We start from the raw sequence: 13602 nt of genomic DNA, 5'->3' as shown, positions 1-13602 counted from the left end.
AATAGCTGGGCGCCCAAAGCCCGGCAGGTCACCACCGGCCGCCAATGTTTCACGTGAAGCGTTTCGTGTGAAGTGAACTGCCTTCTCAGGCAGCCAGAGTAGCCACGCTCCCCGCCATTGCCGACAGTGCCGCGATAGCTATGGCCACCACGGCGATCCATCCGGTCAACCGCGCGGCTTCTGGAGACTTCACCTGTAACCAGCCAGGCAGAAACAGGATGCCGAGCGCTGCCATCGTACCCGCAGCCAGACCACCAAGATGCCCCCAGAGCGAGATACCCGGCAGGGAGAAACTGATGAATACGTTGATACCGATGAGGATCAACATCGTATTCGGGTTCTGCCGCAACCGGATCAGAATGACCGTAATCGCGCCGAACAGCCCGTACACCGCACCGGATGCCCCCGCCGTTGGATTATTCTGCGCGAACAGCATGACTCCTGCCGCACCCCCTAGCAGCGAAACCAAGTACACCGCGAGATAGCGCAGTGGCCCGAGCACCAGTTCGGCATCCCGGCCCACGATGTATAGCGCGAACATGTTGAGCAGCAGATGGAGCGGACCGTAATGCAAGAATCCGGAACCGATTATCCGCCACCAGTCGCCATTTGCCACCGCGGGTGCATACAGGACCCAATCCAAGAACAGCGTCGAGTGCCGATTCTCCGTCACGCTGCCCGCCTGCGCGGCGGTGATCAGGTAGATCACCGTATTGATCGTGATCAGTGCGTAGGTGACGAAAGGCGTCGATGTCCGAGCCGCCGGAGCGCCAGAGACTGTCCGCACCGGCGGAATGCTTCGTCGATCCTGACGTAGACAGTCGACACAATGCTGACCGACCGCCGCGGGGCGCAGGCATTCCGCGCAGGACGGCCGCCCGCATCGGGTGCAGGCCAGGCCGGTCGGGCGATTCGGGTGGCGGACACACGTCGGAGCAGGCGGCTGAGGGTTCATAGTCTCATTCGGTCGTTCGGTTGGTGACGGCTGGCTCGAGCACCTTGCCCATCGTGCCACGACCGTAGGCGAATCGAGGATACCGGCCGACCCTGCTGCGAGCTGGGCCTACTGCACGAATCACCCGGATGTGCCAGAGTGGTCCAATGACCTCGGGGCGCCTGCGACTTTCTTCACGTAACCGGTTCCTCGCCGCGGCCACTGCCGCACTGGCAGGCGGCGTGACCTATCTGATCCGCACCCGGCGACCGCGACAGCTGGAACCAGCCGCCGCACCGCCGCGCATAGGCCATGCCCGCACTGTTACCGCGCCGACCCCCTAGCAGGAGCCGACGCGGAACATGAGCGCCGATACGAGAATCTCAGATCAGCGACTAACCGCCTTCTTGTACTGACGCAGCGCCAGCGGCACGAACACCGCCAGAATCACAGCAACCCAGATCAACGAGGTAGCTACCGGATATCGGAGTGGCCAAGCCTCCGGCGGCGGCGCCAATGGGTTGGTATTGCCGAACAGTTCCCGCGTCGCCTGAGCGAGCGCGGACACCGGATTCCACTCCGCGACCACACGCAGTACCGTGGGCAGCTTCTCGACGGGCACGAAGGTGTTGGCGATGAAGGTGAGCGGGAACATCACTATGAAGCTGGCATTGTTGAACACCTCCGGCGTCCTCACCAGCAGACCCACCACGGCCATGATCCACGATACTGCGTAGGCGAACAACAGCAGCAAGACATACGCCAGCACCACGTCCAGAAACGAACCCCGGATCCGCCAGCCGACGACCAAACCCGTCAGCGACATGACTGTCAGGCTGACCACATTGATCGCCACATCACTGATAGTGCGACCGGTCAGTACCGCCGACGACGCCATCGGCAGCGAACGGAATCGATCGATGATTCCCTTCTGCATGTCTTCGGCCAGGCCCGCCCCGGTGAAGGTCGCGCCGAACACCACGGTCTGGGCGAAGATGCCCGCGATGAGGAACTCACGATAGCCGCCAGACAATCCCGGCACATCGATAGCCGCACCGAAGACATAAGCGAACAGCAGCACGAACATGATCGGCGAGAGTGTGGAGAAGATCAGAACGTCAGGCACCCGCTTGATCTTGATAACGTTGCGTTTCGCGATGGTCAGACTGTCACCGATCATTATCGACAGTCGTTCGCCCAGCGAGGGTCGCGCCAGGACCGGGGCTGCCGCAGTCATTAAGCCACTCCTTTCACAGTTTCCAATCCCGCGTTCGTCTCGTGCTCATCGCTCTCGGCGGGCATCACCGCCTCATGCCCGGTAAGAGTGAGGAAGACGTCGTCGAGCGACGGACGTCGCAAGCCCACATCGTGAATTTGCACATCGTGCACTGCCAGCCTGCCGATCGCCTCGACCAGTGCCTGTGATCCGTCGGCAACAGGAATGGTGATCCGGCGCAATCCCGGCTCGAGATGGAGCTCGCCATCGGCCAAGCTCTTCAGCGCGACCTCGGCTATCGCCATAGTGTCCACTCGGTCGACAGTCAGTTCGATGCGGTCGCCGCCGACCATGGCCTTGAGTTCGTCAGCGGTCCCCTCGGCGATGACCTTGCCATGGTCGATGACCGCGATGGAGTCGGCGAGCCGGTCGGCCTCATCCATGTACTGCGTGGTCAGCAGCAGCGTTGTTCCGCCCGCGACCAACTCCTCGATGACATCCCAGAGATCGAGGCGAGCACGCGGATCGAGACCTGTGGTCGGCTCGTCGAGGAACAGAACAGGCGGATTCGCCACCAATGCGCCTGCCAGGTCGAGACGGCGGCGCATACCGCCGGAGTAACCTCTGACCGGTCGGTCCGCGGCGTCGGTGAGCCGGAAGCGTTCGAGCAGTTCGCGCGCGCGTTCTTTGCTCCGCTTCACACCCATATGGTATAGACGCCCTACCATTTCGAGGTTCTCGAAGCCGGTGAGATACTCGTCGACTGCGGCGTACTGCCCCGACGCACCGATGCGTGAACGCAATGCCTGAGGCGCACGCAACACATCGATTCCCCCAACTGTCGCCTGTCCGGCATCTGGCACCAGCAACGTGGTGAGCACCCGGACGGTAGTGGTCTTGCCCGCGCCATTCGGTCCGAGCAGTGCGGTAACAGTCCCCTCCGGGACCGTCAGGTCGAGTCCATCGAGGGCTACCAGCTGGCCGTATCGTTTGACCAGTCCCTCGGCGACTATTGCGTCGGGCATGATTCTCCTGTGGTTGATGTTCGACGTGCTGTTCGATGCGACGGCAAGACACCCAGTCGCGAGCCGGCGCTGGTACGGGCAACCAACGGGGTACCAGAACCCAGTATCGTCCCGGTCACCGACAAGTTCATCTGATTTTCGCCGACGAGGGCAACAGCGGGGCTCGGTGGCGACACTGCGGAACCCCATCCTGCCCGATCTCTCGAGTATATGAGCACGAACATATGTTCGTATGGGCGTACGACATATTTCGCCGACTCACAACGCACCGCAAGTGCGCGGCACGCGACACGATCGGTCTACACATACGCCGACACGCACATATCAGCATCGTCTCGACCGGCGCGACAGCAGAACACCAAGGTCCGCATGATACGGCAAGTCCGGGCCCATAGTTCGGGTGCAAGCGCTGAAAAGACTGCTCGACAAGGTATTCGACAACCAGCAGGCCATCAGACCACGACGTTCGGTCGGTCAACAGTGGTAGCTATCAGCTGTCCAACAGGTAAGAGCGACCGAAAAACTTGGAAAGTGGTCCTCGCCACGCACCCACAATCGAGGATCATCGAGTAGCATCATTCAGGTCGGCCCCTCCCCCCCGGGCCGACCTTACGCGGGCCTCGGCTAACTCCCCCCCTTCGCCGAGGCCCGCTCCTAATTTCCGGACCCGTATAGCTATTCGCCGAAAGGCTGTTCTGGCTGTTCCTCGTCCAGTCCAACGGCCCGCCATGCAGCGGTGAGCCGTTGCCCGCGCACCCGCCCCGCGATCTCGAGCAACGGCCGGTCGCGCGCCCATCGGTGCTGCGTTGCCGAATCCGCGAACCCCCACAGCGGACCCAGTTCGCCCAGCAGATCGCCGAAAAAGTCGAAAACCCCGCCGAGTGCGATATGCACCCCCGGCGAGCCAGGTACAGCAATATCCAATCCGCGGACAGCTGCCACCGCAGTCAGTAATCGCTGCCTGCTCGTCCTCGGCCAATCCGATTCTCTGGCCACGCGCATCAACCAGCCCAGCGTGGCAGCGAGTACATGGATGTCTTCGATCGTGCGAAAAGGCTTGAGATAATCCGAGTACCCGTCACCAGGCAACAGCTGAACTGGAACATCAGTGAGTAACACCGAGGCGTGCGGAACCTCGGGAGCGAACGCGGTAGCGGGATGTCCGGTCAGACGCACACCGGATGCCTGCGCGTCGACTACACCTGCGCGCAGCCGATTTCGCCCTTCGGTCGAGGTACCGACACTGGCGATCACCAAAAGCTTACGGGCGAAAGTACCCATGGTCACGAACGATTTCGTTCCGTTTACCCACCAGGTGCCTCCTCGTTCGGTAAACATGGCCCGGATCGCCGCAGGATGGCCGCCGCCCTGCTCTGTCGCACACACTGCAACCGGCTCACAGTCCAGCAAGTCGGGAATCAATGTCCGCGCCGCTTCCTGATAGCCGGAGAGAAAGGCAAAACCGAGCCGATCAGCTCCGAAACCACCCGCGATAGCGACATCGACGTTACGGTCGAATCGGTTCACGCTCACTCGATGTCGCGCCATTGCCGCGGCGACGTCATCGAGCGGCGTCGTCGCAATGGGCTCGGTCAGCAAAAAGTCGAGCAGTGCATCCACTTCATCACAGTAACCGAGCAACGAGCAGCCTGCGTAGGCCCGAACTGCGGCTTGCCGCGCCACGATAAAGTCCACCGAATTCGGCTGCCACACACGAATACGGCTCCTGATCCAGCCGCCGTATTCGCTGTCGAGATCAATGGAGAAAAACCCGAAACGTGTTTCAGTTGTTCCCAGCGTTCAGCTGGCAATCCTTCAGCTCCGTGTGGACGAATCCCGCAGAACAAGCCTGTATCGCTGCGATGCAACAACCTGTCCCGGAAGGAGCCCTTTGTGTCGGATCCGGAGGATAGTCGCAGAAAAGCACTCTTCGACGATGAAGCCAGATTGTCCTGGGTACTCGCCGCCCTCGCCGGCCTTCTCGGTGCGGCGGCGTTCATGCATACGGCAGGCTACTTCGTCACGTTCATGACCGGTAATACCGAACGAGCCGTACTCGGGTACTTCCACGATGAACCCAGAGTGGCAATGGCAGCCATCGAGTTGCTGGCGTCATTCCTTTCGGGTGTCGTGGTCGCCGCATGGTGCCGAAGACGTTATTGGTCCGGGCACCCGCACGGGCCCACTCTGCTCACTACTGTATGCCTAGCGCTGGCCTCGGCCCTCGATACTCTGCTATACCACGCGGCCTCAGAGCGGATCGCTTTCGTGCCGATCCTGTTCGTCGCATTCGGAGTCGGGGCCCTCAACACATCATTCGTCCAGAATGGGGAGGTATCGGTACCGTTGAGTTACGTTACCGGCACGCTGGTCAAACTCGGCCAGGGCATCGAACGCCATATCAGCGGCGGCGATTACGCCGATTGGCTCGGCTACTTTCTGCTCTACGCGAGTTTCGCGCTCGGTGCTTTGTTCGGCGGGCTGCTGAGCTTGCTGGTCCCGGGCTGGGCCATGCTGATCACCGCCACTGCCGTGTGCTTGATCGTCACCGGATACACTTATCTGCATTTGGACCGGCACGGCCCGCTCGTACGATGAGCGTCTTATACCGCGCAGACCTGCTCTCCTTGGTGACTGTACGCAAGGTGATGTGGAAAGAACCAGCTGAACTCCGGGTTCCTACCCGCGGACTCTCGTCAGCAGGCCCGAAATGCGCACAGGACGAGGTCAGAACCGGCAAGCACCCGCCACAGGCATGGAGGACATCGGCGATGTGGTCACGCCAGTGCCGTAGGTCATTGCGTGAATGACCTTGCCATCACCGATATACAAGGCGGAGTGACTGCCGTCATAGAACGACACCATATCGCCCGGCCGCAGGTCATCGAGTGGTACAGGGGTACCTGCCGCTAACTGGTCGTAGCTTGTGCGTGGCAGATTCACACCTGCTTGCTGGTAAGACCACTGCACAAATCCCGAGCAATCGAAGGCATCGGGACCGGTCGCACCGTAACCATAGGCAGTGCCTAATTTACTCCGCGCGGCTTCGATCGCGATCTCACCAGTGGTCTTCTCCGGCGTCACCATAGTGGGCGGGTCCGATGGCCATGGAATGATCTCAGGATTTCCCATGAATAACGGTAATTCTATTCGTGAAAGATCACCGAAGTATGGGAGCTCGATTTTCGGAAAATCTACTGGCATAGGCAGCTCGATCACCGGAATCTCCACCGGAATCGGCAGCTCGATCACTGGGATACCCATCACCATCGGAAGATCTACTACCGAAATCGAACGCGGCTTCGAGATCTCTGCGACCGGAAACTCGAGGGAAGCGGGCAACTGATTTTCGACGAGAAGTAGAGATTCCGATACTGGAAGCGTCACGTGGCTCCGGAGTAGCTCTTCGGATGGATCGGGTAGTGAAATTTCTTCAGGAGCCTCTAGTTCCTCCATTCCTGGAATGGTTACCGACTGAGCCGATGCATGTCCGGCATTCAGCAAGGACCCGCCGAACGCGGCGGCTCCCACAACAAAAGCCCATAGAACAGCATTCCGCAGAAGACAGAAATGTCGGATGTCGGTTGTTGATGCCATGATACGGTCCTCCGATGTTTATATCGACGGCCTACGATGGGCTTGCGCCACGCCGCAACTCACGACGTCCGAGCCTCACCAAGACCTCGAGTTGATTAGAAAACCATCACGGTACTTCGTCCATACCAGCGGATCCGATCCGAGAATTCACCTTTCGATATCCGGGACACAACGTAAAGTCCGACACACCGAAATCCGATAACGAAATCGTAACTTCCGAATCCATTGGGAACCCAAAGGTTCCTTGCTGCGGCTCCGCATCGCTATCCGAAAAGCCCCGCAGCAGTCCGTTCCGGAACAGGGCACGGCCGACAGTTGAACTCAGACAGTGATCTGTTTCTCAATCTGTTCCGCCATCGTCCGAAGCTTCGCTGCGAATTCCCGCGCCGCGATCGGGTCGTCACTCGATCCCTTGACGATTCGCCGGGTCAACGCGGCGAGTCGCGATTCCATCGCGGTGAAAATGTTCGAGGTCCTATCGTTGGAATCATCCAGCAACTCCCCCCGCAACCATGCCCGGAGCCGCTCCACTACTACGATCTCGTCGAAGTGGTCCGGCAGGAGCGCGACTGCTTGCCGGAGCTTGGCTGCGGTGACCTTGACATCGGCACCACCTGCGACAGTGGTGTATACAGTGACCGCTGCGTCTACCCCGTATTCAGCCGCTACCGGCAGCAATTCACGCACCTGCCCCTCATTGAGAGCAGGCGCCACCGGATGTAATCGTGCAGCGAGCGGCCATGCGCGAATGAGTTTGTGCGCGTAAGACCGCTGCATGTCCCATCGTTGTACTACGTACTCGTCGAATGTCTCGTACTTGTCGCGGTACAGCCGCCCGTCCCGCACAATCTGCAGTGCCCGCCCGGCCGCCCAGAACGCGATACGCAGGGTATCGATCGATGACTCGCACACCGTCAACTGCGCCCGTTCCCGGTCGCTGAGCAGTCCCTCCCCTGCCACCGGCACCGGCATAGTCAAGATATGTGGATCCACGGGCGGCTCCACGATTGCGGCAGAACCACCTACGGCCAACTTGCCGATACGCTGTCTGCGCCATTCCGCATTACGTAAAGGCGAAACCGGTGGCGTATGTTCAGCACTGTCGACCAGCGGATTGCTGCCACCAATCGAGTTCTTCCTACGTTGCGGAGGCATCAGGCCGGCACCTCCGCCAGTGCCCGGTAAGAACTCACCAGTTCGTCCCCCACCCGCTGATATTCCGCCAAATCTTCGAACGGATTCTCCGCACCTTCACCAACCTCACCGTCAGCGGCTTCTCTGTACCACTTCCAGGCACTTAAATAGGATTCGAATACCTCATACCCGGCACTCTCCAGATTCGCTCGCTGAGTCCGATACTCGGTAGAAACATTCGTGCCGTTCCTGACGATCACCGGAACCTTGGTCAGCAGAACTCGCACCCGCACTTCACAGCCGGCGCCAGCCACTGCTTCCTCCGCAGCCTGGAATGTACTCGGCACGCGTTTGACTTCGGACGGACTCACACTAGTCAACAACACGAGCTCGTTACTCTCAGGAATAGCAGCTTTGAATATTTCAGCCGACTCTCCTCCAGCATCCACGATAATGACATCGAAGTCGGCAGATTTGTCGGCAATGCAATCATTGACATGTCGAGACGGGAAGGCAACCAATTCGAACGGCACTTCGATTTCCCCCTTGACCAGCCGCCGATACCAGGAATATCCGGTCTGACTGAGCGGGTCGGCATCGATTACCAGCACTCGCAGTCCGTGCTCCGAAGCGAAATAGCTGGCCAAGAAGAATGCTGATGTCGTCTTGCCGACACCGCCTTTGAGGTTACCCAAAGTAACAACCAATGGTTCGGGTAAATCGAGTGACGCAACAGAGTTCGCCATGGACGGTCCTCCCAAGGTGAGGAGTGCGTTGCTATGCGGGGCCAAGTTTGGCACGCCACAGAATTTCCGCTGATCGCGACACGCTGTCTTCACTATGGCGAAGGAACAGGCTGTGTCCAATTGGACACAGCACCTCCGGTATGGACGATGTCAGGTTTCACCGCGAGGCATCGCTCCTGGCTCCGCGGTGATCAGATACCAAACACGTTGCTCTCGAATCACTTCCGATCAGATGGACCGGGCTGCACCGGGAGCTCGATAGTTACATCGTCCTTGTAGTCGCGAAGCCGTGTGGCTCGCAGAGCACGGTAGGACCGGATGAATAGCCAGGGCGCACTCGTCCAACAGGGCAGTTCGAGCCATGCGCTACTGCATCTTCTGCGTCTGGATGACTCGAACCGCACACCTGCTATCGGGTCGCACGCCCGCTGGATCGCACAGAATCAGCGGGTAGTGGCCTCATGCCACGTACCGGCGTCACCACGCTGACGCAGCTTGGAGATGCCGAAAATTACCAGAGCTACTACACCAACCGTGAATAGAATCTTCATAGCACTCACCCTACTGCTCCGAACGGGAATCGACTCAGCCACTCTCGGTTTCCGGCCTGCCACCGCAGAGCTCCATTCGTCCTTCCGCACTCCGCTGTCGCAAGGCATCAGCGCCGCCTGCGCACAAGCTACCCGCGAGCTCAGCCCACAGTACTGCGTGCGCTACTCGTAACGAATTGATGTTCCAGTTCAGCGCCCTCGATGTCGAGATCCGGGACATAACGTCCGAACCAGCTCGGGTGATACCACATACGACTCCCGACCAAGGCCATCACAGCGGGCACCATAGTGAGCCGGACGACAAAAGCATCGAGCAGTACGCCGATAGCCAGAGTAAAAGCCATAGGCTTGACAACCGGATTGTCGACCCAGCTGAAGGCCACGAAGACAGAGAACATGATCAGCGCCGCGGCACTCACTACCCGAGCGGAATGCGCTACCCCGTCTTGAACCGCCACGATCGCATCACCGGTACGGCTGTACTCCTCCTTGATCCGGGACACCACGAAGATCTGGTAGTCGCTGGAGAGTCCGAAGATGATCGCGAGGATCACGATCGGCAGAAAGCTCAATGTCTGCGACTTGACCCCCCCGAAAAAGTCCACACCCCAACCCCACTGGAAGACAGCGACCTGAGCGCCGAGCGCGGCGAAGACCGAAAGAACAAATCCGACGATCGAGGTCAGGGGCACCAGGACCGTGCGGAAGGCGACCGTCAGAAGCAGCAACGCCAAACCGATCACGGCCAGGAGGAAGACCGGTAGAGCATCGGCCAGCCGGTCGGAGGTATCGATGTTCGCCGCGGTACTTCCACCGATCAGATATGTGGCCCCGGTATTCGCTTCTATGGTTTCGCGGTCGGTGCGCAGCCGGGTGACCAGCTCCGAAGTCGGAGTTTCGTCCGGACCGGACTTCGGGATGGCCTGGATGAGCAACAAACCGTTACCGCTGCCCGCGGGCTGGATCACCGCGACGTCAGGTTCGGCTCGCAACCGATCCATCACCGTCTGCGCCGCATTAGGATCGGTTGCGTCGGACAGATCGGTCACCACCAGCAGTGGCCCGTTGAACCCAGGGCCGAATGAACTGCTGATCAAGTCATAAGCTTTGCGTGCCGTGCTCGATTCCGGTTGCGACGCCCCACTGGGCAACCCCAGATGGATCCCTGTAGCCGGTATCGCCAGCGCGACCAGCACCGCGGTTCCGAGCGCGAGCAACGGCACCCGGAATCGGGTGACGAACCGTCCCCAAAAATGTCCCACCATGCGTTCCGGTTCGTAGGCCGCGATCCGCGCCACCTCCTCCGGCCGCCCCGGATGCAATGGCGGCGAGATAAAGCGCGCGACAGTGTCGCCGGCGAATCCGAGGAGTGCGGGCAGCAGCGTCAAGGCGACCAGCATCGCTACCAACACGGCACCTGCCGCCGTCAGCCCCATGACCGTCAGGAACGGAATGCCCGCGACAGATAGGCCACACAGCGCGATGATCACAGTCACCGCAGCGAATACCACCGAACTCCCCGCTGTACCGACCGCCAATGGTATCGACTCCTCAGCAGGCAGCCCAATGACGATATTGTGCCGATGCCGGGACAGAATGAACAGCGCGTAGTCAATCCCACACGACAGACCCAGCATCAATGCCAGCGACGTCGCCGCAGCGGGCACATCGACGAAAGCGGCTACCCCGAGAAGACCGGTCAACCCGATGGCCATGCCGATCACCGCCGTGACGATGGGCAAGCCTGCCGCGACAACTGCCCCGAAAGTGATCATCAGGATGACGAAGGCCGCGATAACACCAAATATCTCCGGCATTTCGGATACATCTGGGTTGAATCCTGGATACACCGCCCCGGAGAACTCCACCGTAAGACCTGCGTCCCGCGCAGACTCGGCGATCCGGTCGACTTGTTCCAAAGTATCGTCAGTGACCTCACCAGCAGGCACCGAGAACATCACAGTCCCCAATGCGACCTGCTGGTCAGGTGAGATCGCCTTAGCCGCAAATGGGTCGACCACCATGGAAACCTGCGACAACCCCCGCAAGCCAGTCATAACCTGCTCGATGTGCGCACTCGGCTGCTGATCGGTGACCTTGGCCGGGCCGGGGGGATCGAACACAACTTGCATCTGAGCGCCGCTATACGCAGGCATTCGCTGCTTCAGCAGCGATAAGGCATCCTGCGACTCGGTATTGGGAATCGTGAAGTTGTCGGTGGTCTTGCCACCGGTCACCACGGCGAACCCGATCGAGCAGGCAAGCAGAACCAGCCACACCGCCAGCACCTGCCGGCGTCGATGCATGACCAAACGACCCAGGGCGAACAGATATCGAGACATGCGGGTCCTCTCGTCGAGCAACCGACGTCACATCAAAAAACTGGCTCACCACCGCTGTCACCACGATAGATGCCACCGCCGAGCAACACAGCCACATCGCCCGAATCCGGATCACCAACGCCTGAGCGATATCGAATCCTGGAAGATCCTCGAAATCTAGAAAGTCTCATTGCGGATGAGCTCTCGGCACGCACCAGCCACCATTCAGGTACGGCCAGAACACGTACCCGCCCATGGCAGTGCCCCCACATGGCCCCCACATGCTGCCGTTTTGACCCTGCCCGTGACCAGACGGTACCGTTTCCTCGGCTTTCCTATACGTAGCCGCGACGAGCGGCAACGGGGCCTTAGCTCAATTGGCAGAGCACTGCCTTTGCAAGGCAGGGGTTAGGGGTTCGATTCCCCTAGGCTCCACAACTAAACAAGCTGGTCAAGATAGTTTTTCACAACCTTGACCGCTTCGTGTCCACACCCCGTGTCCACACGGGGCAGCGGTCTACCGTGATCTGAGGGGATTTCGGCGCCCGACCCACCGAGGTGGTTCCGCCATGCCCACAGTCCCCCGCCCCCGCCCCCGCAAGGACGGCACGATCGGCTACCAGGTCCGCTACCGCGTCACTCGCGGCGGCCGCAGCCTCCAAACCTCCCAAGTGTTCGACGACGCCGCCGCCGCAAACCGCTGGGCGAAGCTGCTCGACCGCATCGGCGCCGAGCAGGCCGAGCAGGTGCTCACCGCTCAGCTCGAGGCCACTGTCGCGCCGACGATCACGATCAGCGAGTGGTTACGCCGGTATGCCGATCGATTGACCGGTATCGAGGAGGCCACCCGCCAGCGGTATCACCGATACATCGACCGCGACATCGACGAATTCATGGGATCACTGCCGGTCGAGGCATACACGCAAGACCTCGATGCCTCGTGGGTCGTCTACCTCGAGCACGAGGTTGGCAACGCCCCGAAAACGATCAGCAACAAACATGGGTTTGTGTCTGCGGCACTGGGGGCAGCGGCCCGGCAGCGACCGACACCACTGATCCCGTTCAATCCATGCGCCAACACTCGGCTGCCACGCATCTACGGCCGTGAATTGGATTTCTTCACCCCGGCCGAGTTCGAGTTGTTCGACGCGCTGCTCGCGCCACGGTGGCGGCCGATGTTCGAGTTCATGGTCATGTCGATGTGCCGCCCTGGTGAGGTGTTCGCACTGACTGCGGGAGACATCAACCCCGAGACCGGTGCGGTCAGCATCACGAAGGCGTACAAGTACGCCAACGGTCGGCGAAAGCTGGGCAAACCGAAATCGGCCCGCGGCGTACGCACGACACATGTACCGCTCGAGACCATCGCTCGCCTGAACCTCAACCGCTCTCGTGACGAGTTGCTGTTCGCCACTGAGAACGGCACACCACTGTCGGTCACCCACATCTACAAGAAAATGTGGATGCCTGCACTACGTCGCCTCGATGCTCTCGCCGAGCGCCGCGACGATGCGTTCGACGGTCGGACCCATTGGACAGGCGAGCAGCCCAGGCAACTGCTCGCCGCACATGGCGGCATCATCGAGGGACTGCGCGCGAAACGTATCACCCCCTACACGGCCCGGCACACCGGAATCTCGTGGCGACTGCAGGATGGCGTCCCGATCTGGATCGTGTCTCGCGACGCCGGACATGAGTCGATCGCGACCACTGACAAGCGGTACGGGCACATCGACGATCACGCCTCGCTACGTGCTGCGCAGCAGGCCGCGGGGCGACTTCCTGGACTGCGCCGTAATGCCATCGGTCTCGAGCTGGCGCGCCGCTGCCGCCTCGTGCGCGACGGGCAGCTCGGCGAAGTCGATCGCACAGGCGATAGGTACGAGGCGGTGTGGATGGATGCCACAGGCGCCGTGTATTCGCGCGTATTCGACGACTACGAGGCTGCCGTCGAGCACATCGCCCTGCACGAGGCTGGCGAAGCACGCGCCGCTGCTTGACCCACACCCGTGGGCCCGGCGGTTGATCACCGGGCCCACGGGTTCGGTCGCTTCCATTCCATTTCATTACCTGCTCGC

The 13602-nt window shown here is 60.6% G+C and carries 11 protein-coding genes and 1 tRNA gene; 4 read left to right on the top strand and 8 right to left on the bottom strand.

Annotation, left to right across the window (positions count from 1 at the left end; all coding sequences use genetic code 11):
* Nucleotides 1–85: 85 nt before the first annotated feature.
* A complete protein-coding gene (locus tag ACX4ZE_RS13180) occupies nucleotides 86–955 on the bottom strand; it encodes a rhomboid family intramembrane serine protease (RefSeq protein ID WP_480273686.1) in 870 nt (289 codons plus the stop codon).
* A gap of 146 nt (nucleotides 956–1101) precedes the next feature.
* On the opposite strand from ACX4ZE_RS13180, the gene ACX4ZE_RS13175 reads away from it, so the two are divergent.
* Nucleotides 1102–1278 (top strand): hypothetical protein, encoded by a 177-nt coding sequence (locus tag ACX4ZE_RS13175; RefSeq protein WP_480273685.1) that lies wholly within the window; start codon nucleotides 1102–1104, stop codon nucleotides 1276–1278.
* A gap of 44 nt (nucleotides 1279–1322) precedes the next feature.
* Here the strand turns inward: ACX4ZE_RS13175 and ACX4ZE_RS13170 are convergent, their stop codons facing one another.
* The 3 genes from ACX4ZE_RS13170 to ACX4ZE_RS13160 form a co-directional block, all read right to left on the bottom strand.
* Entirely contained in the window at nucleotides 1323–2114 is a 792-nt protein-coding gene (locus ACX4ZE_RS13170) for an ABC transporter permease (RefSeq protein ID WP_480273723.1), read from the bottom strand.
* 56 nt (nucleotides 2115–2170) lie between these two features.
* Nucleotides 2171–3175 (bottom strand): ATP-binding cassette domain-containing protein, encoded by a 1005-nt coding sequence (locus ACX4ZE_RS13165; RefSeq protein WP_480273684.1) that lies wholly within the window; start codon nucleotides 3173–3175, stop codon nucleotides 2171–2173.
* A 675-nt stretch (nucleotides 3176–3850) separates the two neighbouring features.
* Nucleotides 3851–4888 (bottom strand): acyl-CoA dehydrogenase family protein, encoded by a 1038-nt coding sequence (locus ACX4ZE_RS13160; protein WP_480273683.1) that lies wholly within the window; start codon nucleotides 4886–4888, stop codon nucleotides 3851–3853.
* 180 nt (nucleotides 4889–5068) lie between these two features.
* Between ACX4ZE_RS13160 and ACX4ZE_RS13155 the strand changes: the two genes are divergently transcribed.
* Complete coding sequence (locus ACX4ZE_RS13155; RefSeq protein WP_480273682.1) at nucleotides 5069–5773, top strand: YoaK family protein; 705 nt, start codon at nucleotides 5069–5071, stop codon at nucleotides 5771–5773.
* Between the two features lie 129 nt (nucleotides 5774–5902).
* Here ACX4ZE_RS13155 and ACX4ZE_RS13150 read toward each other — a convergent pair whose 3' ends face one another.
* The 4 genes from ACX4ZE_RS13150 to ACX4ZE_RS13135 all read right to left on the bottom strand — a co-directional run bounded on the left by ACX4ZE_RS13150 (nucleotide 5903) and on the right by ACX4ZE_RS13135 (nucleotide 11545).
* Nucleotides 5903–6772: a C40 family peptidase gene (locus ACX4ZE_RS13150; protein ID WP_480273681.1), complete on the bottom strand. Its 870-nt coding sequence runs from the start codon at nucleotides 6770–6772 to the stop codon at nucleotides 5903–5905.
* A 321-nt stretch (nucleotides 6773–7093) separates the two neighbouring features.
* Nucleotides 7094–7927 carry a hypothetical protein gene (locus ACX4ZE_RS13145; RefSeq protein ID WP_480273680.1) on the bottom strand — a complete coding sequence of 278 codons (834 nt, stop codon included), beginning with the start codon at nucleotides 7925–7927 and terminating at the stop codon, nucleotides 7094–7096.
* Nucleotides 7927–8652, bottom strand: a complete 726-nt coding sequence (locus ACX4ZE_RS13140; protein WP_480273679.1) for a ParA family protein — start codon at nucleotides 8650–8652, stop codon at nucleotides 7927–7929. Before ACX4ZE_RS13140 ends, ACX4ZE_RS13145 begins: the two co-directional genes overlap by 1 nt.
* A 691-nt stretch (nucleotides 8653–9343) precedes the next feature.
* Complete coding sequence (locus ACX4ZE_RS13135; protein WP_480273678.1) at nucleotides 9344–11545, bottom strand: MMPL family transporter; 2202 nt, start codon at nucleotides 11543–11545, stop codon at nucleotides 9344–9346.
* 341 nt (nucleotides 11546–11886) lie between these two features.
* On the opposite strand from ACX4ZE_RS13135, the gene ACX4ZE_RS13130 reads away from it, so the two are divergent.
* A tRNA-Ala gene (locus ACX4ZE_RS13130) sits at nucleotides 11887–11959 on the top strand.
* 134 nt (nucleotides 11960–12093) lie between these two features.
* Nucleotides 12094–13524 (top strand): tyrosine-type recombinase/integrase, encoded by a 1431-nt coding sequence (locus ACX4ZE_RS13125; protein ID WP_480273677.1) that lies wholly within the window; start codon nucleotides 12094–12096, stop codon nucleotides 13522–13524.
* The last annotated feature ends 78 nt before the right edge of the window (nucleotides 13525–13602 follow it).

The sequence above is a fragment of the Nocardia sp. TBRC8007 genome (assembly GCF_056629435.1).
Note: the sequence above shows the minus strand (reverse complement) of the source record. Positions and strands in the feature narration are given on the sequence as shown.

Excerpts from the sequence above, each read along its gene's own strand:
- ACX4ZE_RS13180 (WP_480273686.1), bottom strand. The coding sequence starts at position 955 with ATGAACCCTCAGCCGCCTGCTCCGACGTGTGTCCGCCACCCGAATCGC.
- ACX4ZE_RS13175 (WP_480273685.1), top strand. The coding sequence starts at position 1,102 with ATGACCTCGGGGCGCCTGCGACTTTCTTCACGTAACCGGTTCCTCGCC.
- ACX4ZE_RS13170 (WP_480273723.1), bottom strand. The coding sequence starts at position 2,114 with ATGATCGGTGACAGTCTGACCATCGCGAAACGCAACGTTATCAAGATC.
- ACX4ZE_RS13165 (WP_480273684.1), bottom strand. The coding sequence starts at position 3,175 with ATGCCCGACGCAATAGTCGCCGAGGGACTGGTCAAACGATACGGCCAG.
- ACX4ZE_RS13150 (WP_480273681.1), bottom strand. The coding sequence starts at position 6,772 with ATGGCATCAACAACCGACATCCGACATTTCTGTCTTCTGCGGAATGCT.
- ACX4ZE_RS13145 (WP_480273680.1), bottom strand. The coding sequence starts at position 7,927 with ATGCCTCCGCAACGTAGGAAGAACTCGATTGGTGGCAGCAATCCGCTG.
- ACX4ZE_RS13140 (WP_480273679.1), bottom strand. The coding sequence starts at position 8,652 with ATGGCGAACTCTGTTGCGTCACTCGATTTACCCGAACCATTGGTTGTT.
- ACX4ZE_RS13135 (WP_480273678.1), bottom strand. The coding sequence starts at position 11,545 with ATGTCTCGATATCTGTTCGCCCTGGGTCGTTTGGTCATGCATCGACGC.
- ACX4ZE_RS13125 (WP_480273677.1), top strand. The coding sequence starts at position 12,094 with ATGCCCACAGTCCCCCGCCCCCGCCCCCGCAAGGACGGCACGATCGGC.